This is a genomic window from Pseudomonas sp. WS 5503 (assembly GCF_012985385.1).
In the GTDB taxonomy this organism is placed as follows: Bacteria; Pseudomonadota; Gammaproteobacteria; order Pseudomonadales; family Pseudomonadaceae; genus Aquipseudomonas; species Aquipseudomonas paracarnis.
Genome location: NZ_JAAQWI010000010.1, coordinates 43,791 through 68,240, shown reverse-complemented (window position 1 = coordinate 68,240; position 24,450 = coordinate 43,791). Strand labels below are relative to the sequence as shown.

Annotated in this window: 26 protein-coding genes; 19 read left to right on the top strand and 7 right to left on the bottom strand. The window is 53.5% G+C overall.

Translation table 11 applies throughout. The features are described 5' to 3' along the window. The first annotated feature begins 73 nt into the window (after window positions 1–73). From HBO10_RS23625 to HBO10_RS23600, 6 genes are all read left to right on the top strand, one after another. On the top strand, window positions 74–1,333 hold the full coding sequence (locus HBO10_RS23625; protein WP_169904190.1) for a hypothetical protein: 1,260 nt from the start codon (window positions 74–76) through the stop codon (window positions 1,331–1,333). 22 nt (window positions 1,334–1,355) lie between these two features. Then, window positions 1,356–2,213, top strand: a complete 858-nt coding sequence (locus tag HBO10_RS23620) for an SH3 domain-containing protein (protein WP_078465796.1) — start codon at window positions 1,356–1,358, stop codon at window positions 2,211–2,213. A gap of 9 nt (window positions 2,214–2,222) precedes the next feature. Then, window positions 2,223–4,187, top strand: coding sequence for a hypothetical protein (locus HBO10_RS23615; protein ID WP_169904191.1), 1,965 nt, complete (start codon window positions 2,223–2,225; stop codon window positions 4,185–4,187). A gap of 11 nt (window positions 4,188–4,198) precedes the next feature. Next, window positions 4,199–5,410 (top strand): hypothetical protein, encoded by a 1,212-nt coding sequence (locus tag HBO10_RS23610; RefSeq protein WP_169904192.1) that lies wholly within the window; start codon window positions 4,199–4,201, stop codon window positions 5,408–5,410. An 83-nt stretch (window positions 5,411–5,493) separates the two neighbouring features. Then, window positions 5,494–5,970 carry a hypothetical protein gene (locus tag HBO10_RS23605; protein ID WP_078465793.1) on the top strand — a complete coding sequence of 159 codons (477 nt, stop codon included), beginning with the start codon at window positions 5,494–5,496 and terminating at the stop codon, window positions 5,968–5,970. Window positions 5,971–6,053: 83 nt separating this feature from the next. Then, on the top strand, window positions 6,054–6,479 hold the full coding sequence (locus tag HBO10_RS23600; protein WP_078465792.1) for a hypothetical protein: 426 nt from the start codon (window positions 6,054–6,056) through the stop codon (window positions 6,477–6,479). Between the two features lie 128 nt (window positions 6,480–6,607). Here HBO10_RS23600 and HBO10_RS23595 read toward each other — a convergent pair whose 3' ends face one another. Together HBO10_RS23595 and HBO10_RS23590 are read right to left on the bottom strand one after the other, a co-directional pair. Continuing rightward, window positions 6,608–7,150, bottom strand: coding sequence for a DUF1523 family protein (locus tag HBO10_RS23595; RefSeq protein ID WP_078465791.1), 543 nt, complete (start codon window positions 7,148–7,150; stop codon window positions 6,608–6,610). 252 nt (window positions 7,151–7,402) lie between these two features. Then, on the bottom strand, window positions 7,403–7,777 hold the full coding sequence (locus tag HBO10_RS23590; protein ID WP_078465790.1) for a histone-like nucleoid-structuring protein, MvaT/MvaU family: 375 nt from the start codon (window positions 7,775–7,777) through the stop codon (window positions 7,403–7,405). Between the two features lie 1,222 nt (window positions 7,778–8,999). Between HBO10_RS23590 and HBO10_RS23585 the strand changes: the two genes are divergently transcribed. From HBO10_RS23585 to HBO10_RS23560, 5 genes are all read left to right on the top strand, one after another. After that, the gene (locus tag HBO10_RS23585; protein ID WP_153045949.1) at window positions 9,000–9,371 is read left to right on the top strand and encodes a hypothetical protein; all 372 of its coding nucleotides are present in this window, start codon (window positions 9,000–9,002) and stop codon (window positions 9,369–9,371) included. 183 nt (window positions 9,372–9,554) lie between these two features. Then, the gene (locus HBO10_RS23580) at window positions 9,555–10,736 is read left to right on the top strand and encodes a C2H2-type zinc finger protein (protein ID WP_078465789.1); all 1,182 of its coding nucleotides are present in this window, start codon (window positions 9,555–9,557) and stop codon (window positions 10,734–10,736) included. Window positions 10,737–10,964: 228 nt separating this feature from the next. Then, window positions 10,965–11,207 carry a hypothetical protein gene (locus HBO10_RS23575; protein ID WP_078465788.1) on the top strand — a complete coding sequence of 81 codons (243 nt, stop codon included), beginning with the start codon at window positions 10,965–10,967 and terminating at the stop codon, window positions 11,205–11,207. Window positions 11,208–11,907: 700 nt separating this feature from the next. Further along, window positions 11,908–12,063 (top strand): hypothetical protein, encoded by a 156-nt coding sequence (locus HBO10_RS23565; protein ID WP_155007503.1) that lies wholly within the window; start codon window positions 11,908–11,910, stop codon window positions 12,061–12,063. Window positions 12,064–12,197: 134 nt separating this feature from the next. Beyond that, window positions 12,198–12,971, top strand: a complete 774-nt coding sequence (locus tag HBO10_RS23560; protein WP_153045948.1) for a hypothetical protein — start codon at window positions 12,198–12,200, stop codon at window positions 12,969–12,971. 55 nt (window positions 12,972–13,026) lie between these two features. On the opposite strand, the gene HBO10_RS23555 is transcribed toward HBO10_RS23560, so the two are convergent. The 5 genes from HBO10_RS23555 to HBO10_RS23540 form a co-directional block, all read right to left on the bottom strand. Further along, on the bottom strand, window positions 13,027–13,368 hold the full coding sequence (locus tag HBO10_RS23555) for a hypothetical protein (protein ID WP_169904193.1): 342 nt from the start codon (window positions 13,366–13,368) through the stop codon (window positions 13,027–13,029). Window positions 13,369–13,467: 99 nt separating this feature from the next. Further along, window positions 13,468–13,596: a hypothetical protein gene (locus HBO10_RS31470; RefSeq protein WP_262378122.1), complete on the bottom strand. Its 129-nt coding sequence runs from the start codon at window positions 13,594–13,596 to the stop codon at window positions 13,468–13,470. Window positions 13,597–13,767: 171 nt separating this feature from the next. Continuing rightward, complete coding sequence (locus tag HBO10_RS23550; protein ID WP_078465783.1) at window positions 13,768–14,109, bottom strand: hypothetical protein; 342 nt, start codon at window positions 14,107–14,109, stop codon at window positions 13,768–13,770. A gap of 130 nt (window positions 14,110–14,239) precedes the next feature. Further along, window positions 14,240–15,277: a hypothetical protein gene (locus HBO10_RS23545; protein ID WP_153045947.1), complete on the bottom strand. Its 1,038-nt coding sequence runs from the start codon at window positions 15,275–15,277 to the stop codon at window positions 14,240–14,242. Window positions 15,278–15,319: 42 nt separating this feature from the next. Beyond that, window positions 15,320–16,492, bottom strand: coding sequence for a hypothetical protein (locus HBO10_RS23540; RefSeq protein ID WP_078465781.1), 1,173 nt, complete (start codon window positions 16,490–16,492; stop codon window positions 15,320–15,322). A 382-nt stretch (window positions 16,493–16,874) separates the two neighbouring features. Here HBO10_RS23540 and HBO10_RS23535 point away from each other — a divergent pair, with 382 nt between their 5' ends. From HBO10_RS23535 to HBO10_RS23505, 8 genes are all read left to right on the top strand, one after another. Continuing rightward, window positions 16,875–17,549 (top strand): hypothetical protein, encoded by a 675-nt coding sequence (locus tag HBO10_RS23535; RefSeq protein ID WP_078465780.1) that lies wholly within the window; start codon window positions 16,875–16,877, stop codon window positions 17,547–17,549. Between the two features lie 23 nt (window positions 17,550–17,572). Further along, entirely contained in the window at window positions 17,573–18,160 is a 588-nt protein-coding gene (locus tag HBO10_RS31465) for a phospholipase D family protein (RefSeq protein WP_262378121.1), read from the top strand. Next, window positions 18,148–18,600 (top strand): hypothetical protein, encoded by a 453-nt coding sequence (locus tag HBO10_RS31460; RefSeq protein WP_262378120.1) that lies wholly within the window; start codon window positions 18,148–18,150, stop codon window positions 18,598–18,600. The genes HBO10_RS31465 and HBO10_RS31460 overlap by 13 nt, the downstream gene beginning before the upstream one ends. A 403-nt stretch (window positions 18,601–19,003) precedes the next feature. Next, complete coding sequence (locus HBO10_RS23525; RefSeq protein WP_169904194.1) at window positions 19,004–19,828, top strand: hypothetical protein; 825 nt, start codon at window positions 19,004–19,006, stop codon at window positions 19,826–19,828. A gap of 148 nt (window positions 19,829–19,976) precedes the next feature. Next, entirely contained in the window at window positions 19,977–21,053 is a 1,077-nt protein-coding gene (locus HBO10_RS23520; RefSeq protein WP_169904195.1) for a hypothetical protein, read from the top strand. A gap of 63 nt (window positions 21,054–21,116) precedes the next feature. Next, window positions 21,117–22,052, top strand: coding sequence for a DUF808 domain-containing protein (locus HBO10_RS23515; RefSeq protein WP_078465776.1), 936 nt, complete (start codon window positions 21,117–21,119; stop codon window positions 22,050–22,052). A gap of 103 nt (window positions 22,053–22,155) precedes the next feature. Further along, window positions 22,156–22,725 carry a hypothetical protein gene (locus HBO10_RS23510; protein ID WP_078465775.1) on the top strand — a complete coding sequence of 190 codons (570 nt, stop codon included), beginning with the start codon at window positions 22,156–22,158 and terminating at the stop codon, window positions 22,723–22,725. Between the two features lie 10 nt (window positions 22,726–22,735). Next, window positions 22,736–24,412 (top strand): hypothetical protein, encoded by a 1,677-nt coding sequence (locus tag HBO10_RS23505; RefSeq protein ID WP_078465774.1) that lies wholly within the window; start codon window positions 22,736–22,738, stop codon window positions 24,410–24,412. The last annotated feature ends 38 nt before the right edge of the window (window positions 24,413–24,450 follow it).

Here is a 24,450-nt window from a genome sequence, read left to right as displayed (position 1 = left end):
AATATGCTACATCTATTTGCGCTCCCCTCATCATCCAGGGTCTGGCGTTTAATTTCTGACAAGGACCCGTTGGATGCTAATCGCACTTGTGGTTTTGAACGCCCTTTATTTGATCTGCAGTCTGCTGTTCAACGCCGAACTGCTCAACATGGCTGGCGCTGATATCCCCCTCCGAAAACTCGAAGTCCTTGAGACCTATAGCCAGATCCTGGCGGCGACGAGTATGTGCTTGCTGGTATGGCGAATCTGTTATCGACGATACCAAGGCAAGGGGAGGGTGCTGTGGGTTTGGCTCGGAGCATCGACACTTGTCGTTACGCCGTTGACGTGGTGGTTTCAGGGTGCGGCACCGGATTGGATCGCAGAGCAGTTCCCCGGCTCGCTACGGGTCAGTAGCCTCTACGCATACGTCACCAAAAAGGGATTGCTCTATGACTCCCTGACTATTCCGCAGATCCCCTATAAGGCTTACAAGGATCAGGGAGAGGGGAAGGCTTTTATAGCAAACCTCGGCGTTCTGATGAGTGTTCAAGGCTCTTACGTCGAGCGCATCGACAGGAACTTCCAAGGCTTTTCAGCTGCTGTTTTTCGTGGCTACACCGTCCGTAATGGAGACGCGTTATACGAGCGCTTGCAAGAAACTGTCGTGCCCTCAATCAGTGACATCAGCAGGGCGTATGCACAGCTTGAAGGTTTTCGTGCGGGAGGCATCTCGGGGAGTGAGTGGCGACCGATCAAATGGCCGAATGCAGGGGAAGATCTGGGATACCAGCCGACCATTGACGAGTACGCCCGGTCAATCAATCCCGGTGTGCGGACACGAGATGCTCTGGCCAACACCACCGAGGTTCGCCACATGGCGAAGACCAAACTCGGTCCTCTCTATGTGAAGGGCATGAACCTTCTGGCTACGCGAGAGCAGTACCAGGCTTATCTGCCTGGCATTGCCGACAACATGGCCTATGACGTCGCTCACACCGACATCCACGGGGCTGAAGGTTTGAACGTCCTCAAGAATATGTGGTTTATCCCCTTCTCCCTTCTTAGTGGGTTGTTCTTCGGCGGCATCAGTCTAGTGGTCTTGATCATCTCGGGTGTTGAGGCGCTTCGAAGCCTCCCCGGGCGAATTCGCTTCGTTCGACCGGTCGCCGTGATTTCGATCGTTATGCTGCCTCTCGTTGTTGGCAACGCAATTGTCGATAGCCCCGGTTATAGAGATGCGTTCAGGAGCTTGGGCAAACAGCCAGTTGTGCTTGCCACCGTTTTCCATTGGGCCATGTCCTCAGAAGCAATGCTTTACAACATTACAAGGCCTCTGCTGAAAGCAGAGTGACCTACACAAAGGGAGAGTCACCGTGCGTAAAAAGTTTCTCGTTTCAGTACTGGCATTGACCATCGCAGCATCAACCTCTGGCTGCGCTGAGTTGGGTATCAACAAGCAACAGGCTGGTACCGCAGTGGGTGTCGTTGCTGGCGCTGTCATCGGGCAGTTCATCGGGAAAGGCAACGGACGGATCGTGGCAACCCTTGTCGGCGGTGCACTGGGCGGTTACATCGGTAACAAAATCGGTGCAAAACTCGATGAGCAGGATCAGCAGGCTCTGGCACAACGCACGCAAGATGCATTGAACGCGTCGCCGAGCGGGTCCAGTCTGCCCGTGTCTTGGACATCGGCCCATTCTGGCGCGTCGGCGGAGATCGTTCAGGGCAAAGAGTTCACCCAAACCAAAACGGTTGAAGTGAAACGTGCTCCGAAGATCGTCGCCGTCCCTTCGATGAAGCTCATCAACGAACAGTACGTCACCAAAAGTAGTTCGAATGTGCGCGCCGCGCCTGAAAAAGGCGCAGACAAAGTGGGTGGTTTGAAACCTGGCACCGAGTTCACTGCCGTTGGTTCGACAGGCGACTGGATTCTTGTCGGCCGCAAGGGTGTAACTGTCGGCTACGTCCACAAAGATTTGGTTGAACCAAAATCAGTAGCCGTTGCGAAGCGTGTGAAGTCCGCGGCCAACCTGGACGAGATGAACGTCGCTGTTGACAAAGAAACAAGGGCCTTCGATCTCGATTCGATCCCGACGTTGCCAACTCAGCAGGTCGCTGCTGAAACGTCTTGCCGGCCGGTGACCGTGAGCCTCAAAGCGGCCGACGGAAACACTGTGCAGGAGAAGAACACCTTCTGCAAACAAGCCAACGGCACCTGGGAACTCATCTAAGGGATCTTCATGAAAAACCGCGCACTCGCTCTCCTTGTAGTGGGTGCTTGCGGCATCGCGCCGCAAGCCTGGGCACACCAGCTCGCCTACTCGAAGACAGAACAGATCCAGGTGAACGTTGATGGTGAGGCGACATCCTGGTGCAAACCAGAAGTGGCCATCACCATGCAGCGCCCAACTTGGGATGACCAGAAGCCGCTGAACACGCTTCTATCGAAGCTCCCGTATATTCTTGGCCAGGAATGCCCGACGGCCCAGGTCACCTGGAAAGCAGTCGACGCAAAGGGGGCGGTTTACGCCACCGGCGCGGGCAATGCGAGTAATCTGGGCCTGGCCACGCTGACTTCACCGACTGCCGCTACGGCCGCTGCCGCGCCCGCTGTTTCGGTAGCCCCCGTGGCTTCTCCTCCTACTCCACCAGCAGCTGTGGCGGCTGCATCTGTACTACCAGCCGTCGCTGCGCCTACTGAGCCTGCCGGTGCAGCGCCTGTGGTTGCTGCACCGGCCCCAGCGCCTGTAACGGCACCTGTGATACCACAACCAGCACCAGAGGCTTCACCCGTGCCAGTGCAACCGGTGCCGGTGGCTCAAGTACCTGTGACGGTTGCCCCTGTAGCTGCCGTGGCCACAGTACCTGTGGAGTCAGCTCCAGCCGCCCCCCCTAAGCCTGCCGCTCCAGCTGAAGCGCCGGCCGCTGTTGCCGCCGTTCCTACCGGTGACTTCGGCCGCTCATTGGTGCTGGACAACCGGAACCTGATGGGGATTACCGACGGAAGTGGATGCAAATGGGTTATCAGTAAGTCGGTAACTGATGAGTCCGATCCAAGTCTGTCCTTTGCGTCGACACCCGCCATGCCTTGCTCTGCATCGGGCTATGCCGAGGGGTCCTATGACAAATTGCGTTGGGCGGTACCGAACACCTATCGCGGTGATACCTGGTCAAAAATAACCGTGCACCCGAGCGGTCTGATGTTCAACCAGGCACTGGTCCCAGCGGTGAAAGGCAAGGCGCTTTCATTCCTGAATAGCCGGGCAGACCAAGCACTCTTTCAGTTGGGTGAACTGCATGCGCGTAGCATGAAGGTGTATTTGGCCTTTGAGCGCCCCAACTACCGTGTCCTGTCGCCGTTCTCCAGTGATCCGTATTATGTAGTGATCACTGCAGATGAGGCATTTGCTCTTGATGCGGTTGAGTTGAAGCGCGCTGTGGTTGAGGTCTACCAATTGGTGAAGGCAACGTCGCCAACGACCGTCGGCCTGTCGAACCTCTTCTTCGCCAAGAATTTCGAAGCGCTTTACCCCGAGGGATACGCGTCGGAAACCAAAGACAGCATTCTCAAAACGCGTATGGGCGAGAACCGTGGTGAGTTTTACTTCGATGCTCGCCAAGGGAATAACTTCGCCCTGCGTCGCGAGGAGATCCGCCTGAGAGAAGTACGTCGTCTGCAGCAGCAAATGGCAGAGCTGCACACACGCGTCTTGGCGCGTTACGAACAACTCAAATCCGGGATGAAGGAATTCGAAGGTCGGGAGGCTGAGGCGCTGGCGCAGATGGCTGGTATTAAAGTCACCTTCCCATCGCCGATCGCAATGCAGGACCCGAGCTCTTCAAAGTCCGCTGTGCCGATGATGATTCACGTCACTGGAAAGAGCGGCGACTTCTACGAGGTCGACTTCCCACGTAAGGGGCGTGTACAGGCTGATGCTGAACTGGAGAGCCAGTGGTACGTGCTGCCGGCGGCAAACATGACACCCTTCCTGGCGCTCGAAGACGGTCGCGCCGTTCCTACGTATCGCGTGTATACCGCTGGCGCGGCTGAGGCCTGCAAGCAAGACCACTGTGCTGACAGAGTGTCATTTGGTGCCGTACTGGCCAAGGAATTTCCTAGCGCCGGGATCGACTTCAACTGGACGCCTGCAGTCTCTCAGCAGCACGTGATTGATTGGCAGCAAGCATCTGCTCAAATTCAGTAAGGCAACCGACTATGAAAACGATGAACAAGAAGCACATCCTCATCGCCGCTGCGGTCGCCGGTATTGCGATTCTTGCAGCTGGTGTGGGGTTATCGAGCTCCGGCAAGAAGCAAGCGCTGCGCCAGTACGATGAGATGAAGGAACAGTACTTCCTCGAGAACGTCCTGAGCGAGGGAGATATTTCCTATTCCTTCTGGTCGGGAAACGTCACCGTTGAAACACCAGAAATCCGCCTGGTTGCGGCAGAGACCAACGGCGCAGATAAATTCCTGAAAGGGATTCTGGGGCTGCTCGGTGGAATGGACTCCGGGGCAAAAGAGTCTGCCCTGGTCGAATGGTCACGGTATCTGCTTTCTTCCAGTACTGGTGGAGGTCGTGCCGGTGGCGTTTACTTGAAGGCCGACACCCTCAAGGTTAGCCGCGAAGGTGATAACAAGAAGGGCGAGATTCATGTCCAATTGTTGGGCATGGACATGAGTACTCCTTACCTGTCGCACAAAGGCACAGATGTGGTCCTGCCCTCGGAAGTAGCGGATGAGATCCAGCCGCGCGCGGAGATGGATCAGTACGGAGGCGTGGTCAAGTCGCCCTACTCGTGGGGTAGCAATATCGTCCAACGTCTGCCGTTCACTGGTGCATTTATCACCGGCGCTACAGGGGAGTTCGGCACCAAAGTTGACTTGGACTTCAAGCTCACGCGCTCTAGCGACGGCGAAGGCTCGGTCGAGTTTGTAGTGGTGCATCGTAATGACGGCAGTGAAGTTGGCAGGATTGTGCGCGAGGCTAAATTTGCGTCCATCCCAGAGCTTGACGATGTCCAGGCACAACTCAAGAGCGCGCTAAGTGGCTTCATCATGGGGGCTTACAGTACGTCCATGGGCCAGGCCGTAATTGCGGAAGCCGCAGGTGACTTTGCTCGTAAGACCAAGGTGGCCAGCTACTCGCTGACCTACAAGGGCTTCGACCAGTTAAAGGAGTCGTTCGACGAATTCAAGGCCGCTACCAGGCGTGAGGAGTTCACCGGCTTTTGCAATGAAACAGGCCTATCAGTTTATCAGAGTGACTTTGGAGTCAAGGGCAAGGATCACAGCGATTCGGAGTGCGCGATCGCTCAAAAGCTAGCCACCGATGCCAAGTTTGAAGAGTCCTACATTTTCAAGGAAGACAAGTCGTTATTTTCCGGCCTGTTCGTGAGCAAAAGCTTCACGCTTGAGACGAACTGATCACCACATTTCCTAGAACCTGGAGTGCGATCCGCCGTACTCCACGGTCACCAAAAAAATTTCAAGACAAAGGCAGGCATTTCATGACGAAGGTTTCCAAATGGGCAATCACGGCGTTCTGCTCGGTGCTGCTGGCCGCTTGCGATTCAAGCCAGGACAAAGCTGAAGAACTGGTCAAGTTGATGGGCATGGACGTCCAATACAAGATGGTAGTGCAAGTCGCCACGTCGGGTTATGCATCCAAATATCGCGAAGTCGCGCCAGAAAAAATCAAGGCCGTGATTGAGGACAACATTTCCCGGGACCTACTGAAAGATACCTTGGTCCAGGTATACGCAGATCACTTTGATGCCGACGAGCTCGAACTGATGATCGAGGCCAACAAGCATCCTGATCAGGCGATGAAAATTATTATGGGCTCTAAGGACGGCATGAAGTTGGCAAAAAAATCCATGGACGTCCAGGTGGATCTGCAGCGTGATATGGCCAAGGCGTTCGAGGATCGCGATGAGGACATTGTCGACGAACTGGACGACCTCCGAAAGGATGCCCGCGGCTGACCTTCATTTGCTCCGAACCACGGTAATCGACGCGGCTGCTACGGACAGTTCGAGGTAGCGTTTGGCAATTCATGGAGGGTGGGATGAGGTTTATTTTGGTAATGCTGCTGGTGCTCAGCGGCTTCGCTCACGCCGGTTGCGGCAGCATCAACAACGACGATCAACGCGCCTACTGCTACGTCAAAGAGGGGAATGGGAGCTGTGCGAGCATTAAGGACGACGATCTGCGCGCTACCTGCTATGTGGAGGCCGGCAATGGCAGTTGTGCGAGTATCCGTGATGATGACAAACGCAAATACTGCTACGTGAAAGAGGGCAACGGAAGCTGTGCAACCATCAACAATGACGACTTGCGTAACGCCTGCTACGTCGAAACAGGCAACGGGAGTTGCGCGAGTATCCGTGACGACGATCAGCGATACTTGTGCTACGCCAAGACTGGCAATGGCAGTTGCGGGAGCATCAAAAACGACGACTTGCGACGTCAGTGTGAAATGGTAAAGCGCTGACTGGCTTGCTTTTGCCAGGCCGGATAAAAGAATCTCACCTACAAAAAATGCCAGTCAGGTAACTGACTGGCATTTTTCATTCTGCGGCTAACGATCTTCCAAGCTGAAAAGGCGAGTGGTTCAACCGCTCAACCCAGTACTTCGCCCCTGGTCTTGCGCTTGAATCGCCGGCGCAGGAAAAACACCACAAACAAAATAAGCAGCGTGCCTACGGTGAGGAAAATCGTGTTGAACCAAGGAAACGGCTCTTCGCGACTGTTCGTGGCTTCGATGTCTGTGATGTTTGGGAACACGGACAATATTTGAATGCGCCAGCCGTAATAACGAATGAGAGCCAGCTGCTGGGCATCTCGTGAGTAACCCTGGGCCTTTGCCTGAACATCGGCCGCGTCAAACTTGAAGTACCACGGAAAACTCCACCCGGTATCTTCATTGCGATAGACCATTACGTTTTTCGATGTTGGGTGTTCAGTGTTAATGAAATACACATCCCGGGTAGGGCCGTCCGCGGGGTTTTCAGCATTAATGACGCCGTCATCATCCACACGTTTTACCTCGACGCCGGTGATGGCCACCACATCGTATTGCGGTAAAACATAAAACAGACCCAGGGCAGCGCCGGTGACCACCAGCAAAAACGCGCCGAGAATCACTCCTTTAATCCACTTCATGCGTGTGCTCCGTTATAGATGATCGAATTCTGCCCTAAATCGACCTAGGGATTTACTTTTAACAGTGACTTTTGGAAAAAACATGGTTAACAAATGTGTTTGCTCTAGACCTTGTATCTCGAAGGTGGCGAGCCAGCCTAATTGATTTTGGCTCTGTTAGGAGCGCCCAATAGCGAAGAAAATCACTACGTGCCCTGACTGTCATAAAAACCAGGGATATCTCCCTGGCCTGTATGGGTGGCCGCGAGATTTTTAACGAACAGATACCCAGCCTTCGACTACATCACCACCCCACTCAGCTTTCCACTCTTTCAGAATTTTGTGGTTGCCACCCTTTGTTTCAACAACTTCGTCGGTGTGTGGATTCTTGTAGACTTTTATCTGGCGTGGCGCTCGCTGGACCTGTTTACCGGGCACCGCTTTGGCAACCTTGCTCGCGGAAGCCTGCGGATCAAGGATATTGATCACGTCGCGGAGATTTTTCGCGTAGGAAGCCAGTAGGTCTTTCAACTTGGCTTCAAACTCGATCTCTTTTTGAAGCTTCGGGTCACCCTTGAGTGCTTCTCGACGGGCCTCCAATTCGAGGATATTTGCTTCAATGGTACGGTATTCGTTGATGAGGCTCATTTGGTGCTCCATATGATTACGATTGCGTTACTGGCAAGACTCGAGATCCAAATGCCGTAGTTGTCCAGCCTAGAGCTCTCTGAATCTGTTCTGCCTGAAGCGCCTTTGGTGAGAAAAGGAGGTGCTATTGCGAGGCGGAGATCAGAATTTAGGTTTCAGTCTCAGATACTAAGTCTACCAATCCGTTGATTCTTTCCCAACAGGTTTCAGTTAAAGCCACCTTGAACTGCGCTCCGGCTATCTGTGAAATCTCCTTTTGAAGCGTTAATACAGAACATGAGCGGTTCGAAGGCAAAAATAGAGATTTCAAAGGTGACTGTAACGGTCAGACTATTTTTTCAAAATGTCTGTTGGGAGTTGGATTGAAGGCGAAGTGCGGTCTTTAGGTCTTAGTGTAATACCAGATGTAATTTGTTTCCATGCGCTAGAAAAATGCACCACATCACGATGGAGCGCATTGATATGATGACGTAATTGCAAGCCTATACTCCTGGCCGTCGTGTTAAAAGTCGATGGTCAGCTAGGCGCCGCTGCTTCAAATTGATTGTTCATGAGCGCACGGACAAGGCATCCGATGGGTTGGTAATTTGGGGCTGCATGCAGAACGTTGTCATCATCATTTGAGAAGTCAAGATTGAATCCGTAATTTGCTTTGGACTTGAAACCTGAGGTCGTCGCCGTTATATTAACGGTTGGAGTGGGTTGGTGAGCTCTATCTAAATCTTGAATTCATATATAGGTATAAATGATGCTCATTGAAGTGATACTTTTTTTAACGGTGTTGTGCCTAATCGTCATTCCTATTGCCGTGTACTTTGTAGCCAATTTCAGTATATGGTGGGTGATCGCCTTGTGTTTTATAGCGCTCTTTGCACTGGAGTGCCATGAACCCAAAAAGAAGAAAACGTGATGTATATGCTGGCTCCATTCCGTGGCTACATAATCTTTACAAATTTCTGTTGTGTAGTTCAGTACCTTATAGTCAAGTTGGCTCTGGCTTGAAACTGTCCAGCCAAGCATTAATCCACTATTTTTTTCAAGTGCGCTGGGAGTTAATTACTGCTTGCAAGGAAACTACCGAGAAAAGGTAGCCCGCAGCCATAGTGGTGCGGTAAGCTGTGGATATGCTCGGACAAGGGTGAATACCGTCGAGAAACCCTCAAAATCAGGCCAGGGTATTAATTCTCAGCTTTTCACTTCAAGTTGAAAAAGGGAAATTTCGGTGGAAACTAGTACAAAATCTCCAGTCGGCACTCGTGTAGTTTTGTATTTGGCTATCTTGTTAGTATTGGGAGGCTGTATCTATAATGGGCTCAGGATCTACATAGATAGGCAAACATACTCGCGAAGTGTTGCAGAGCTTGCCTTGCAAGCGTCGGCGCCAGTAACGCAGCGGATTGTAACGCGTGATGAGCATACTGAATACGAGAGGTGTGAAAGAGGTTTCTGTTGGAGTGCGCCTGATGAAGAAAGCCTAAAACAAGTAATGGAAATACAAGTTGGTGGAAATGGTGGGCTTCCCATGGTAGATACTGCTGCTTTTGAACAAGCCCTCAAACAACTGCAGGCGGACTACAGATCAATAAACAATTGACTTGGCACGATTCTATCATGAAGTTCTGAATTCCGATTTTCGGCCGGAGGCTGGGTTACTCAGTATCTGGGTGCATGTGTCACGATTCCTCAGCTTTCCAAACATACGGTAGTAACGCATTCCTAGTTGTGCGGGCCGCTATCGGTTGGCAAGATACTGAGTCTGAAACTGAGCACTGATACCATGATCTTCAAGTTACCCGGCGAGACCCTGCTTCGCCTTTGCGAAATTATTTCTGAGGCGCAGCGAGCCTTTACTGCCTCTCCGACGGTGTTGAGGTTTGAGAATGCGTTATTAGCGGAGGGTGTCTGTACGCTAACCGCGATAGGAACCCACTTGGTTGCCAATGAGAAACGGGGGTTTTCGGCCATTAAAGAACTGGTTGAAGACCTGGCCACTGTGTTTGACCTGTACATCCAGGGCATCTACCCCAGGCCTGAGTGCCTTGGTGATGAGGTTGAGGGCGAGAAGGGGTTGAATGCGGCCGATGCTACCTGGCTTCTCATCATGCTGGAGGCGATTGGGGTACAGGTTGATCCAAGTAGACTTGTTGAAGCACTCGTTACCCATATCGGGGATCGTAAACTTCTTACAGGCACTGAGTTCGACATCCTTCACTACAAGCATACCCTGGGAAAACGGCGGATCCAGTTGAATGCTGATCGAACCTTCCTTGAGGGGCCAGTTACCCAGAAGACGTTTAAAGACTCGATCGGGAATCGATACACCGTTTGTTCGCGGGGTGATCTGCCATATTCACTGGAAATCAGTGGGCCTAAATACCGGGAGCCCAAACCTCAGGAGGCGGTGACGTGCGACCTCTGCGGAATGCTCTACGTCACAAATCATCCTGGTGATGCGCGGCGGCACAAGACAACACACGATCGAGTGGTTCGCCGATTAAATCCCAAGCCGAGTGCGCGCCTTCAGAAGCGAGTCGTTACCGGGATTACCGGCGAACTCGTAGGTCCGGACGCCCCGCTGTGGATGCACGGTGAGGTGTACGAGAGGGCGGCAGCTTTCAGAAGGGAATTTGGTTACGATTTTATTCAGTGGCCTGGTGGCTCAAGTACACGCGCACCATCTGATTGGAGAGGCCATTTGTTTGCTGGCCCCGGGGGCGAAATCGCCGGAGCTTGCGCTTTCATGCATACAACGTCCAGAAAGGCTGAAGGAGAGTGGTCACTCCAATGGATCTGGATTGCCCCAATGTTCAGGCGTATGGGCCTCTTAGAGACCAGGTGGGCTGACTTTCAGCAAAGATACGGTGACTTCGATTTGGAAAAGCCTTTGTCTGAAGCCATGGTGAATTTCCTTTGGAAGCATGGATCAGAAGCACAGCGTGCGTCGTTGCCGGTCTTTTAGTTCAAAAAGGCTGCCCTAAGCTCATCCCATATAAGTCCGAGTATGTTGAGCAAAGCGACCCTTGCGGACCTTTAAGATTGGTTGGCTCCGTATGCTCTGGCGTAGACTGGGCAACTATTTTTAAAGCAATGGCGCGGCTCGACTGACCCGCTATATCAAATCCCGCAGTTACAAGTGGGGTTAGTCCGTAGAAGCCCCGGATAAGCCGCCTAAACGAGGAATCACGTTATGCCCGACCGTGGTCATCAAGCTAGCCACGCCCCAGCGTTTGAAACGAAGCCGGATCTTGAGCTTTACCAGACTGGTCACTACGGCGTAACCGGAATTGCCAATTACGATCCTGCACTTTGGGAGCGTGTTCGGCACATGGTCCGTCATAGGGCCAATTTAGACGGTCGAAGCGAAGGTATCGACTGGCTAACGGTGAGTAAAGGTCTGAATGCCAAGCGCGCTTCAATTAAGGGGCAGTGAGCGCAGCGCTACTAATCCCCAGGCTTCAGGCCCGGGGGCAAGTGCGCGCTGGACTGCGCTATGCACCTTATGTACTGCTACCTGCAGGGAAGACTCGTTGCGGCACGCAAGCACGTAGCTGAATACAGGTTCGATGCCCCCGAGACATTGGCCATCAGGTTCAATGTCCCATTTGCAGCGATGGCCATCAGCAATGCATTGCGTAGCAGTGGCTCAGCGGCTCGAAGCAATTCTGGACTTCAGCTACCACGCTCGCTTGCCAAGAGCACGCTGGTATCCCGTGCGGCAGACTTGACTAGGGTCATGACACGAGGTGCAAACTCTAAGGAGTCGTCAGTCCTGTAACGCTTGCCCATTAGCCACCACGCGTCTGCATATACCATAAGGGTAAAGCCAATCTTGCGGCTTTCCTTGCAGCGGGCTGTGACGTCGGGGAGGCGAGATCCTGAATGTAGTGCAAGTTGTCCAGGCAACGTACTGCGATACCGCAACGCTCGCCTGTGAAGGCCCCCCTCGTTAAACCTTCCAAATACTAAATCAACCCTCTTCAGGCTACGACGGTGCCCCGGGCTTTCACAGTCAGGTTTTGAGTTGTGCCCCGTTTAGAGCCGCAGTAGGGTAGATATCCCAATCCGAGGTCCAGACCTCCCGACCCTTGATGAGGCGATTACCAATGCTTGGTTGCTGCGGCGCAGAACGCATGAAATTCAAACCCAACGAAGATGAGGTTGATCAGGAACGCCTCGAGAAAATTGTCGAGAATTTGACCGTAGGCGACTGGGACGACTCAGTCATTGAAAAGCTGCGAGTGTGCAGCTGTCCTTGTCATGTCGATGGCCGTAACGTCATGTGCTGAAACTGTGGCCTTTCGCACCGCGGAAGCTTGCTCCCTGCTTAGTGTTTGATATGCATTGAGGGCGGCCAGCAGGTTCAGGTATCGAATGGCTGTAGGCATAGCTTCAGGAGCGTAGATTCGTGAGGGAGGAGTTAATGTCCAATGACCGCATCAATGATGCGAGAGCAAGAGAGGTCCTTGAGCGCGCGGCTACTGAACTCCTCGCCAAAGGCTGTGAGGAATTGGCTTTTGATATCCAACAACTTCTGCTCGAGACCATAGACGTCCCGGTGGAGTACGGCTGCCTGTGCTGTGGGGGCAAGCACTCTCCGTGGACAGCGCATTGCATTCATTGCAATCCCGGCCAGCACTTAACTTCAAACACGGCTGAAGCATTAAAGGCCTGCAGCTGGACCAACACACCTCAAGTCAACAAGGAAGTGCTCACGAGAGCAATTCAGGAGCTTGAGGCGGCAACTCGTACTCGTGACTTCACCAAAGATCTGCTGTCTGCATTCATCGCGGAGTGGAACGGCTATCTGGTGCTTGATCGGGTCGGTGAAGGCTCTGATGCCAGATTCGTCTATCCCGAGGTTGAGCTGGCGTTTGTCAGCTGGTGCAAGGGCGGGATCAAACTGAATGCAGCGCTGAATCAACTTGCAAACCAACGAGTTGTCGTCAAGCGACTGCGGCAAGAAATAAATGATCTCACTGAAACGGCCGAAAAAGTGGAAATCGAGCTGGAGTCCAGCCTTCACCATGCGCAACAGCGTGACACCGAAGCTTTCGGGCTTCTCAATCGGATCCTCAAAGGAACTCCCAGTGTTTCCAAGGGAGAGCTTCGAACTTTCCTCAAACGTGCGGAATCACTGAGGGCCTGGGGTGGCCAGTCCATGGCCCAGCCCCGTTTGAATCCCCCAATGGAGTAGCGGGATAGGTTCCAACTGCCGGCAGAAGAGAAAAGTGGGAGCGACATGCGTTGGGTTAGGCGAAGGGGGCGGCAGCCTGATCAAAAACCGTCGCATAGCGACCCTGGTCGTGAGTCTCCTGCAGTGCTGCACGAAGCTGGGCCAACTGCTCATACCCAGCCAACGCCTCTACCAGTTCCGCGACACCAGCTTTTTCCGGAAGGGTTGTGAGTACCTGGTCGAGCTGCTCGACCTGAAGATCATCAAGGGCAACAACGGCCCCCGACTGCAACAGATCCGACAGATACGCCAATTCCGGAAGAAAGCGCTTGCCCTTGCCAATGCGTCCGTTATTCGCCAGATCGATCTTAGCTTCCTCACCGGTTGCGGATTTCATGGTTACGATATTTGTGGTCATTTGACTCCCCGTATGTTGAGCGCGTGGTCGCGTCTCTATGTGCACAGCTCCGACTGGCCTGGATTTGAGTGTTGCAGAGCGCCGCTTTATTCGATTGGATCAGTAGGCCAGGTCTGCTTGAAACTCGTGCTCACACTCGGGGCAGGACAGTTCGATATCCCGGCTGGCCTCTGTGTCGTGCTCGCAAGTCTGAATACCTTCAGCAGCAATGTCGTGAGTTTCCAACATATCAAACTCCTGCTTGCACGCAGGGCAGCTAACGAGGAGGGTAAGCGACCAAACAGCCTTAACGTTGGGGGTGGCACTCATTACAGAGATCCTTGAGGATTTGCATCCCAGCGCGGCTCTTGCCGGTGCCGGGTTTCTACCGGGTCACTTCTTGTAGAGGCGAACCCAGTCCTATGGCTGGACATATTGTGGTTTGCCCTGTTCATCAGTGATCCACTTGCCGGAGTCGGTACCAGGTATAGGGCCACACACCTGACCAAATATCTGCCATCCATGCTCATTGCCGGATTCCTTCCCGATGCGGACCATATTGAGTTGGCATTCCTGCCCAAGCATCTTGGCAGTTACCAACGCGTGGTCGCCATCAATCTTAGGCGTTCCCACGAGAATGAACCGAGTTGCCATATAATCCTTTGCTAATGCCCCGGCAGCCTCTGATGTACCTGATTCGGCGCTCTTAGCCGACGCGCACATGGACGCCATGAGCAATGCGATGAATAGTGCAGATTTCATTTGGATTCTCTTCTTGAACTATGTGAAAAAATGGCCCCGCATTATGGCGGGGCTGGGAGTATTGCTGGGCATATGCATCTATCACCGGCTGGGCACAGCAACCCCCTTTTGGTGATAAACATCGACGCGGCTACATACGAGTGGCAGGCGAGGCCGGCTTGCTTTTCAGTTCCTGAATTAGAGGGCCGAGCGCTTGCATATCGGCATTCAGGTTAACGAGCTTGAGCATATTTTCAACTGTGAAGAAGGCGCGGCCGGCGTCAACCACTTCCTGGGCTTTGATCAGGTCCTGCGGGACACGTCCGACCCATTTCGCAGTGCTTTGCAGCACGCGCGGTGACATGCGTTCAATGTCATCTATGGATTGTGTGGCGAATTGCTCAAGCGGCAGAACTAGGTTCGTCACCAGCATGTCTTTGAAGTTGGCGGCGAGGAACGTTAGTCCCGAGAGGGTGGTGACCAACACCTCTTTCGTCGGCAAGTCCTTTCTGGACTTCTTGTTGGTCGTCTCCCAGTAGGCAGCAGCCTCATCTGCGGTCATGGGTTCATCACGGATGATCCGATCCTGGCCTCTATCAGCTCGCTGTTTGAGCTGGGTATAGAACGGAGTGCCTACGGCCCCCATGAAACGGCGCTTCAGCTCTGAGAGCTCGGTATGGGCTTGCTTGAGGCTGCTCGCTGCCAGGATCAGCGAAGGGATGTCTTCACGTGCGCGCATGATGGAATCAATTCGGCGCTGCCGAGATAGGGCTTTGTCGATCCGCTGGCGCTCTAGGGTGAAGCTGATCCCGAAATGCTTGCGACCGCAATGGCCTCCAATGCCAGTCTCAAGTCCATCCGTAGTGGTGATGAGGTAGCCTCGACGATGCGGGGTATGGCAGGACTCGATGCCGCAGGGGATCGAATCGAGAAAGTGGTAGGGCATGACAACAGCGTCGAAGCCGCGATCGCTTTTGGGGCGGAACGCTAGCGATTGCGTGAAGTTCGGGCGCTTGGCGAGATCTTCAAAGCTGTCCAGGACAATTATCGATTGCTCCAAATCGCGTACCTCCGTTGACTGAACTGGCATTCTACCACTACTGGTAATGCAAACAGTGTTCAGGCCGGCGCAGATATTTGAAAGCCTCGCCCGCAACAGCATCAGCGCGGCGGGCAGTAGGGAATCCACTGATTACCGTCTACCATGCCGCGGCGGAGATGGGTGAGCCCGCTACGTCTTGGAGTGTCCATTCTGAATGCGCTCATAAATAATGGCGGCCGCGGCCTGAGCATCCCGGTCAAGTTCTGCGCTCATCGGAGCAATATCCAGCCCTTCGTCACCATCCACGTAGAAGTCGCCGCCCTGGTCATCATCAAACTCTTCTCCTGCGTATTGGCCACCGGCGTGGTATGCCCGCAGCGTCCCGACCGTGACATCTCTTCCGAGTAGACGGCTCAGATGAATCCACGTCCAGGTTTCAACGGTCGGAGCATCTCTGTCAGCGCTCACCAACCGGTGTAACGCTTCAGTGTCACCATTGCGTGCGGCTACCTGGGACCATGACATCGCCAACAAAGTCAAACCTGCAGCCTCAGCGAGGGTTGCAACCCGCCCGGCGAGTCCCGGCACCCCTGCATGCGAATCTAGGACTGCGAAGTCCTCCGCGGTTACAGCAATCCGCTTTTGCAATTCGTCGAGCTCAAAAAAGATAGCTTCAGGATGGCCAGATGCGGATGCCTTCGATAGATGAAATTCGGCACGCTCTATCAAACCCTCTTCGAAGAGAGCTTCGACGGCAAGTTGTTTCTCAGAACCTGATAGTTGTCGGCCTAAGCGCATCTGGAGCAGCCAGTAGACCGACCCTGAGTCATGATGCTTGACCAGCCGCTCGTAGATCCGGAAAAGGGCGTAATGCGCGGACGGGTTCTTGCAGCTGAAATCCTCAAGCATCCCCAAGGAAAGCCGCAGTTGAGGTGGCTCCATATCAAGGAGGCAGCCGTGCAGCTCCTCGAGGGCGAACTCGGTGGCATGGTCGATTGAAACCTGATCATCGTATAGGCCAAGCACCCCTGCGAGGGGAATCGCTGCCAGCTCATGGCGCTGTGCAAAAGACTCCACCACCAACGCAGTGAGGCGTGGAGAGCCTGCAGCCTGGAGTGCGACATGCCGTTCTGTGGCCCGCCTAAGATCTAGAAGCCCAGCCAGAAGGAGCCGAACGTTCTCGACTGCGTTGCCATCGCACCCGCTGAGCGAGACGATGAATGCCTGGCTATTCAGGCTTGCAAACGAGTCATACCCCAACAGCGCTGAAAGCAGTTCGTACGTGTGGCCAACCGAAGGTTTTTCGCCTGTCTGTTCAGCAAGGTTCTGGCGCAGGGAGAATACAAGTTCTTTGAGCAGCATGAGTCAATCCTCAAAGCTCGCCGACGGAGTGTGGGGTGCGCGTTTAAGACCTGTCGACGAGCGAGAGGGTTGAACGAGAATTTGGTGGTGCAAAGCCGGTTTCTACTCGCGCACAAGTATGCCTGGCGGCGCGGCCAATATAGTCGATGTTCAAGGAGGAGGGGTAGAGTGAAAGCTTTTTTTGATTAGGCTTCAAATGGGGCCGGCCTACAGTCAAACCGACTTGAATGCTCGTGTGGAAGTTCGTTCTACTCAACAGGGCTAGGCGCAGCGTTTCTGAATTCTGTGCGATCGTGAGCCCAGTCGTTATGATGAGCCGACTATTCGTTTAACACTTTGGCAATGCTCCGGTGAGCATGCTGAAGACTGTTCGAGGTTGGCTATGAGCATTAAGTCCCCCGTATTCACTGAAGCCCAGGTTGGGGCTGCACTGGCACAAGCTGCTGGGCTGATTTTTCACCCGCAGCTTTTCCGCCCGATGCCAAAGATCACGTTAGGTGAAGTTGGGGCTCCATCACAGACTGAGCCGCCCGCTGACGATTGGTCGGGTAAGATCGCATCTTCATTTGTCCGGCTTCCTGTTTTCGCAGATTTCATCCAGCGATGCGCTGCTGATGCCCATAAGGCCCTTTCGAATGATGACCCCAGGGTCAATCCGGCCGGCATGAAGGCAGACGAGATGTGCAGCTCATCACATGCGCAAACGGTGCTGGCGCGCGTCCGTGATGAATTGATAAAGAATCCCTACGATGTCAAGTGGATTGGAGTGGTTGTCTTCGCACTAATCCGTACGCTTGAGGAGACAGTCGACAACGCGACCACCTCGGGTGATAAGTCAGACATGTCATTCGCCGTTTCTATGATGAACAGCTCACTGGTAGCCGCAGATGCATGGGAGCTCGGCTTCGTAACGAAGCGTACGTTCACAGTCCCTCAAATCGAGACGAGCCTCAGAAAACACATATCAGAACGGGTAGTCATAGCGCTTGCTTCGATGGTTGCGGTCGATCCTGGCGCAGCGTTTTTCAATGAGCATGCACCCGTACGCCTTCACTGATCACTAGGAGTAAGGATTGCCCCATGTTCCTGGGACCAGATCAATACAGCGCCGCTTTGATGCGGATGGTCGCTGAAGAGTCTTCGCTGGACGTTGCTGTGGCGTTTTGGGGGAAGGGTGCTGAGATGAAAGTGCATCCTGATGAGACGAAACCTATCCGCATCATCTGCAACCTGCTAAGCGGCGGGACGAACCCCTGGGTCATTGCACGCTTTCTTAAGCGAGCTGAGTTGAATTCCAACATCCAGATCCGCCAATGCGATGTGCTACATGCAAAGGTTTTGGTAGGCCGGTCACAGGCGATCATTGGCTCGGCCAATATCTCCGCTAACGGCCTTGGTCTTGATGGCGATGAAACTGGCCGATGGATTGAGGCAGGTGTACATACAGTAGCCATCGAAGAGGTAGAAAGTGCCCGAGCCTGGTTCGACCAGCTATGGAACACCGCTAGTGTTCGCGTGATAACGCGGGATGACGTCGCGAAAGCAATTGTGGCTTATAAGCGGCATCGAGGTACGCGGCCGGACTGCAGCTCCACTGGACCCTTTAGCTTCTCGAAATTCACGCCGGCGGATCTGATCGACAGGGATGCGTACGGTTGCTGTATGTGAGCGGCCCCTCGGATGACGCCAAGGCAGCTACTGCGCGACACGCTGCCGCCGAGTCTAAGGCGTTGGGGGCAATTCCTGGTAAAGGCACCGAGCGCTGGTCATTTGAATGCTGGCCTGAGGACCTGAACACAACTGGCAAGGTCGAATACTTGGCCATGCTCTGGAATCAGGAGAAAGCCAATGTAGTCGTCGACGGTCCGTGCGTTATGACGGCGACTCAGCTGGAGTTTACGTACTCAGAAGGTGGTCAGCCTGGCTGGTTAGATTTGGCGAGACCGACGTCGACGCTGATCGGCCACAGCTTGAACAAAATGGAATGCCGGGCTTTGGCCAGGGAGTTGAAGCCGTACATGCAAACTGTGTGGGACGAGTCAGAGATATTGGACGAAGGTATGCGGCGTATTCACCTCAGTCACATTGCAGAGATAATTGAGCGGTGAATGATTGACCTCGTTTGCAGATTAGGCCTTCTGAGCAGCATCATCTACAATTCGAGTAGAGTGAGGTATTGGCGGAGGCTGGAGTAGGTTGACGACCCAAAAGCCTACCATCGAATTTCCGCCAACTCCCAAAGGCGGTAATTTACAACTAACTGATTTCTAAGGCTTTGTTCCTCATTCTTGCGATTATTCGCTTCCTATCATTAGATCAGTTTTCTTGCTCCCTCAGCGGGAGCATGAGATCCATTAATGTGAAAAGCAGGTATGGAAACCTCCTTCTTACGTATAGCATGGTTTGCCCGCTTCCTACCTGTCACTCATCCGGATTTCATGTGTGGTTTATGGCGTGACATCCTGAATAAGCGCGTTAATCTTGTCGTGAATACAGACCAGATCGGTACCCATGCCCCCGAATCGCCATCGTGCACTCGCGCCTGAAATCGCCGGCAAGCTTGGCCAGGTTTCCGACAGAGAACTCGCCAAGCTTTCCGGATTGAGTCCTTATTTCATCAAGCAAGCACGCTTAGCGAAATGCATAGAACCGCTCACCCGCGGTTACGATCTCCCTGACGGCCTGGTGCAGCAATTGGGCAAGGTTCCCGATGCCCAACTGACTGAGGGGTATGGTGTTCCAGGGCCTGTGCTTTTCCGGGCCCGTCAAAATCGATCAATACCCAGGTACAGAGTGCTTAAAAAGCCGGATAGCCCTGAATATGTGGCTTTTCCAGACGAAGCCCTCGCGCTGCTTGGTAAGGTCCCCGACGTAGAGCTTGCAAGCCAATACGGTCGATCCTTGCAGGAGGTTAAACAAGAACGTGGTATTCGTGGCTTAGATTCCTACACCAAGGGTCGCAACCTGCCAGAAGAGCTTGTTCAGCAGTTAGGATTGGTACCGGACTCTGTGCTTGTCCGTCGTTATTCGGTGGCGGCGACCACCATAAAACGAGCTCGCGATGCCCGCTCCATCGCACGCTTCAGGCCTTGTAAGTTGCCGAAGTCTGATCATTGGAGCGATTTAAACCAGCTAGATTCGGCGTACCTGCCCCCTGCTCAATCAACCGATGGGAAGCTTAACGGGGAAAAAAGGATTTGGTCGGAGGAAGAAGACTCCCTTCTTGGTACGGCAGCAGATAGCAAAGTAGCTGAGTTGCTGAAAATTGATTTTTGGTGCGTCTTTTATCGACGTAAAGCGATGAGTATTCCGCCGTTTGAATACGCCTACTCATAATTAAGCCCGGTCATTAGCCCTGACATGAGGTTAACTTGTTGAAATTAAACGCTTTTCCGCCAAAGCACATGTGCGGAAATTTAGGAGTGGGCGCCTGATAGAATAAACATTCTACCGGCCGCGTCCGTTCAGATTTGGAAACCAGTTTATGGCTCAGCTGATACATCAGGATAGCGCATTACTTACTCTAGCTCGAAAACTGGATAAATCTCCCCTTCCTACGTCTGATCGAGCATGTCTGATCACCCTTCCTGACGGCTCCACCCGCCTCGGCGTTACTCAGGTGGTCAACTTTGTTCATCACGGTGGAGAGTTCGCGGGGGCCTTGTTCGGCCGGGTTTCATTTCGGTTCGCCGGCGAGAACTCGGAACTTTCGAATGCCTTCTCCCCTACTCACGACGTTGCTTGGTTCATTGTGGACCACAAAAATGGATTAGTTCAGTTCGGCCCTCAAGATGGCTTGATCGTTCGTCATCCTGGGCTTGGCATCGGGTCGTACATTGTCGGCCAGTTGCTTCGCATTCTATCTGGCGGTACTGCTCACGGCTCTTACAAGGTTGTAACTACAGAATTGCCGCAGATCACGCTTGATGCCCTGCCCGCGGCCCTTAGAGCGGAGAATGAGCGGCGGATAGAAAATGTTTTCGGGAACGCTGGTTTTTACCTTTCCAGTGCTGCGGGTGTAAGGGTAATTGGCGCGCGCAAGGTCGCTGAGCTGAAACCCCATTGGAACTGGGAGAAGGTGAAGTTTCTGAATCCAGGCCAATTGATTGACATCGCCGCCAATTCGATCAATCGCTGCAGTAGCGCCGAGAAAGCTAGTGAGGCTCTCAGCGTTCAGGTAGAAGCGATTAAAAATGAGCTTGCATCGGCTGCCGATAATCTGGAGGCGTCCAGGACTGAATTAGGGGCGCTTTCAGAAAGAAGGAACTCCGATCTGCTGCAAGCTGCAGAGCGTGAGGCTCAGCTTGTATCGGGGCTTGAAGATGCGGAAGCAGATCTGTTCAGAGTCACGGGGGAGATGGATGAGGCCAAAGCGGCTTACCTTCAGCTGCTTTCAGAACCCGCAAGAGCCACAGCCAGTGAGATTCGATCTGCTACTTACCCGTCTTCGCCGCATTTCATCATCGAGCTTGGGAGACAAACTCGAATTTTGGCCTGGGCACTTGTAGCCGGTTGTATTTTTCTAGGCGCTGCAGGCTTGGCAATCCAGGCATTTCGCTGAGTCCTGGCCATTTTGAATCATGCAGTTACCTTGCATGGAACACTTCTAAAACTTGGAATTACCGTGGCATTTGGATCTGGCTTGGCCTTGCTTGATGATATCGCGACGTTGCTAGACGACGTGGCGGCCCAAAGTAAAATCGCAACAACGAAAACGGCAGGCGTGCTTGGTGATGACCTGGCGCTGAATGCTCAGCAGGTTACCGGGGTGCGAGCCGAGCGCGAGATCCCGGTTGTACTGGCTGTCGCCAAAGGGTCACTACTCAATAAGGCAGCCTTGATCCCAATCGCGATGTTGATCAGTGCCTTTGCACCGTGGGCAATTACTCCTTTGCTCATGGTTGGCGGTGCTTACCTTTGCTTCGAGGGGGTTGAGAAAGTCCTTCATCGCTTCCTTCATCCTGAAGTTGACCAAGAGCGGGCCGAACGCGTAAAGGCGATCGCCGAGCCGAAGGTCGACATGGTTGAGTTTGAGCGAAAGAAAATCCGGGGGGCGGTGATAACCGACCTTGTGCTGAGCGGCGAGATTCTAGTGCTGGCGCTGGCTACCGTTGCAAGTGAACCACTGCTTGAGCAGTTCCTCACGCTGGTGGTCGTTTCTCTAATCATCACATTCGCGGTATACGGGTTTGTTGCGGGCATCGTTCGTATGGACGATGTTGGACTGCGATTGGTAACGAGCACACGTACCATTGGCAATGCGTCAGGTCGGTTTCTTCTGTGGTTTGCACCCGTGCTGATGCGTGTATTGGCTGTCGTGGGGACAATTGCGATGTGGCTTGTCGGCGGCGGAATTTACACACATGGGTTGCCTTTCCTTCACGTCATGAGTGAGACCGTAGTTGGAACCGTATCTAGTGTTGCAGTCGCCGGGCCGGCGCTGGCTGTAGTAGGGGCGCCTTTGTTCGATGGCATTGTCGGGATTGTCGTAGGGTCCTTGCTGGTCGGACTGTTCATGCTTGGGAAGCTTGTGCTTGGCCGTAAATCGCACTTAGGGTGACTGTCAAAGCCGCGCGGCTGAGGGCATCTGTGATCCTGTAATGGCTATTAAGTGGCACTGAATGGTGAGATAGTTGCGCATCTCATCATTTCACGGATTTATCATGGTCGCACAAGCTGCTGGCAGGGTTGCCTTAATCGTTGGCGGTGCGGCTATCGCTGCATGTGTGACGGTGCCCGGGATGTATTTGTGGAACCGCAGCGCCAATAAAACAGCCCACGCTGCTGGCCGGGCAAAAGGTGAAGCAGAAGAGAAAGCACGCCAGGAAATTCTGCGGCAGATGAATAATGCGGCTACAGCAGAGATGTTGGCCAAATACGCTGAGTCCCAAAAAGGGTTCAAGATCACCCTCGCCTGCGTCACGATCGGCGTTGCATGCGCGGCTACATTCGGACCTGTCAGCAATGATGACGTAGCCATGATCAAGGCATACCTTCTCGGAGTTTCCGAGGCGTACATACCAAGCTTTGTCCGGATCAAAGTAGACGAAGCCGTAGCAGCACCTCCATCTATCAACACCGCCTATGCACTTGCCGCTAAGGTCGGCTCGCCCGAAAACTGGAAGCTGTTCGATGAACTCGTAGACCTGGTCGCGCAATCTAAGCAGATGGCCAACGAACAATGCCGATCCTCATTCCGGTCGGAATGGCATCTGTTACGATCCGTCGGTTGAGGCCTTGTTGATGAGCGAAAGTGCCGATCGATTCCGTCAGACCCAAGCGTTGCTTGCACAGATCCGTAGTGCTCCCTCACTTGTTGTGCTGCCCTCCCCAGCTGATTCGCAGCGCGTACTTAATGCCCCAGTGGACGATCAGTTTCTTGCCCAGGCTTTTCCCACGGAATCTAGACTCTTGGGGCGAAATGAGGCCCCTGAATACGAGGTTCGGGCGAGATTATCCGAGCTTGAGATCGCCTTTCACTCACAGCGTATAGAGCGTCTTTTCTCTGACACACGTCGATCAGCTCTTCAGGCAATCGCCGGGCCTTTTGGGGTCGGGAAAATGCTCAGTGCCTATGACAAGACCGGCGGTGTAGTGGATACGATCCACAACGCCCGGGCCGGTGTGTATGCCACTGATGAGGCTGAACAGAAGTATGCGGATAGGGGTGAGTACACGAAGAGGGTGAAGGAGAACTATCACCACCGTGATCCCGCCTACAAAAAGATGAGCCAGGACAGCACAAGGGATCGGGTAGAAGGCAAGGTGACTGATGCCTACACCGGTGAGCAAATGAGCAGCCAGCGGAGTGATAGCCACAGCATTGATCATGTTATTGCCGCAGAAGAGATCCACAACGATGCCGGCAGAGTTCTCGCAGGATTGGACGGCGTTGAGCTTGCGAATGCTTCAACAAATCTGCAGATCACCTCGTACTCAACAAACTCGGCAATGGGCACCAAAACAGCCACTGAATATGTGCTGTGGCTTGAGCAGACGAAAGACACCCGAGCGAAGAAACAAGCAAAGCTACAGGCGAAGGTTGATGCCGGCGAGCCTATGAGCCAAAAGCAAAAAGACGAACTCGCCAAGCTCAAAGAGCAAGAGAAAATCGCGGCAAATCCGGAGCCTTTGCTTGAGGCAGATAGAAAGGCTCGGGCGGCCAACGAGAAAAAGATCAACGACGCCTATTATCGCAGCCCAAAATTCCGGAATGACTGCTTGAAGACAAGCGTCGCAGCCGGCGGCCGCGCCGCTTTTCAGTCAGCAATGGGGGCTATCCTGGTCGAGTTGTTCGCAGGGATATTTGATGAGGTAAGCGATTGGTACAAAAACGGCCGAGCCGACGGTAATTCAATATTTGCTGAGCTCAAGCGTCGTCTCAGGAAAGTCGGACTGAGAGTAGCCAAGCAGTGGAAGGCTGTGCTCTCAGCCGCGGCTGGGAGCTTTCTCAGTGGTTTCCTAGCTAACCTAGTCACTGTGCTGACCAACGCTTTCCTGACCACTGCCAAGCGGACTGTTCGTATGATCCGCGAAGGTGGCAATGCCTTGGTTGGAGCTTGCAAAGCTTTGATTGTGCGCCCTGAGGGAATGGGGATCCGAGAGGGCTTGCATGAGGCATCGAAGGTGCTAGTTGGTGGGGGCATCATAGTAGGTGGCGTTCTGCTGGAAGATGCTGTTAGCAAGTCGATGATGGCGGTTCCGTTCCTTGTTCCTTTTGCCGACACTGCTACAGCAGTCATCGTTGGTGCGGCTACTGGCATCATCTCTACCATGGCTGTGTACCTGGTCGACAAGGCAGACGTGCTAAGTGTGAATCGAAGCAAGATGCTAGCTGGCATTAACTCGGACCTTGACGCATCGCTTCTGCATCAGCGCGCTATTGAAGCCTCCCTGCTCGAGCAGTTCAAGGCACTCTGAGCCTCTCTTCTGGAAACTCCTTGCGTAAGTTTCACGTC

What these genes read in the sequence shown, in the direction of transcription:
- HBO10_RS23625 (WP_169904190.1), top strand. Translation starts at nt 74, where the DNA reads ATGCTAATCGCACTTGTGGTTTTGAACGCCCTTTATTTGATCTGCAGT.
- HBO10_RS23615 (WP_169904191.1), top strand. Translation starts at nt 2,223, where the DNA reads ATGAAAAACCGCGCACTCGCTCTCCTTGTAGTGGGTGCTTGCGGCATC.
- HBO10_RS23610 (WP_169904192.1), top strand. Translation starts at nt 4,199, where the DNA reads ATGAAAACGATGAACAAGAAGCACATCCTCATCGCCGCTGCGGTCGCC.
- HBO10_RS23605 (WP_078465793.1), top strand. Translation starts at nt 5,494, where the DNA reads ATGACGAAGGTTTCCAAATGGGCAATCACGGCGTTCTGCTCGGTGCTG.
- HBO10_RS23600 (WP_078465792.1), top strand. Translation starts at nt 6,054, where the DNA reads ATGAGGTTTATTTTGGTAATGCTGCTGGTGCTCAGCGGCTTCGCTCAC.
- HBO10_RS23595 (WP_078465791.1), bottom strand. Translation starts at nt 7,150, where the DNA reads ATGAAGTGGATTAAAGGAGTGATTCTCGGCGCGTTTTTGCTGGTGGTC.
- HBO10_RS23590 (WP_078465790.1), bottom strand. Translation starts at nt 7,777, where the DNA reads ATGAGCCTCATCAACGAATACCGTACCATTGAAGCAAATATCCTCGAA.
- HBO10_RS23580 (WP_078465789.1), top strand. Translation starts at nt 9,555, where the DNA reads ATGATCTTCAAGTTACCCGGCGAGACCCTGCTTCGCCTTTGCGAAATT.
- HBO10_RS23575 (WP_078465788.1), top strand. Translation starts at nt 10,965, where the DNA reads ATGCCCGACCGTGGTCATCAAGCTAGCCACGCCCCAGCGTTTGAAACG.
- HBO10_RS23565 (WP_155007503.1), top strand. Translation starts at nt 11,908, where the DNA reads ATGAAATTCAAACCCAACGAAGATGAGGTTGATCAGGAACGCCTCGAG.
- HBO10_RS23560 (WP_153045948.1), top strand. Translation starts at nt 12,198, where the DNA reads ATGTCCAATGACCGCATCAATGATGCGAGAGCAAGAGAGGTCCTTGAG.
- HBO10_RS23555 (WP_169904193.1), bottom strand. Translation starts at nt 13,368, where the DNA reads ATGACCACAAATATCGTAACCATGAAATCCGCAACCGGTGAGGAAGCT.
- HBO10_RS31470 (WP_262378122.1), bottom strand. Translation starts at nt 13,596, where the DNA reads ATGTTGGAAACTCACGACATTGCTGCTGAAGGTATTCAGACTTGCGAG.
- HBO10_RS23550 (WP_078465783.1), bottom strand. Translation starts at nt 14,109, where the DNA reads ATGAAATCTGCACTATTCATCGCATTGCTCATGGCGTCCATGTGCGCG.
- HBO10_RS23540 (WP_078465781.1), bottom strand. Translation starts at nt 16,492, where the DNA reads ATGCTGCTCAAAGAACTTGTATTCTCCCTGCGCCAGAACCTTGCTGAA.
- HBO10_RS23535 (WP_078465780.1), top strand. Translation starts at nt 16,875, where the DNA reads ATGAGCATTAAGTCCCCCGTATTCACTGAAGCCCAGGTTGGGGCTGCA.
- HBO10_RS31465 (WP_262378121.1), top strand. Translation starts at nt 17,573, where the DNA reads ATGTTCCTGGGACCAGATCAATACAGCGCCGCTTTGATGCGGATGGTC.
- HBO10_RS23525 (WP_169904194.1), top strand. Translation starts at nt 19,004, where the DNA reads ATGCCCCCGAATCGCCATCGTGCACTCGCGCCTGAAATCGCCGGCAAG.
- HBO10_RS23520 (WP_169904195.1), top strand. Translation starts at nt 19,977, where the DNA reads ATGGCTCAGCTGATACATCAGGATAGCGCATTACTTACTCTAGCTCGA.
- HBO10_RS23510 (WP_078465775.1), top strand. Translation starts at nt 22,156, where the DNA reads ATGGTCGCACAAGCTGCTGGCAGGGTTGCCTTAATCGTTGGCGGTGCG.
- HBO10_RS23505 (WP_078465774.1), top strand. Translation starts at nt 22,736, where the DNA reads ATGAGCGAAAGTGCCGATCGATTCCGTCAGACCCAAGCGTTGCTTGCA.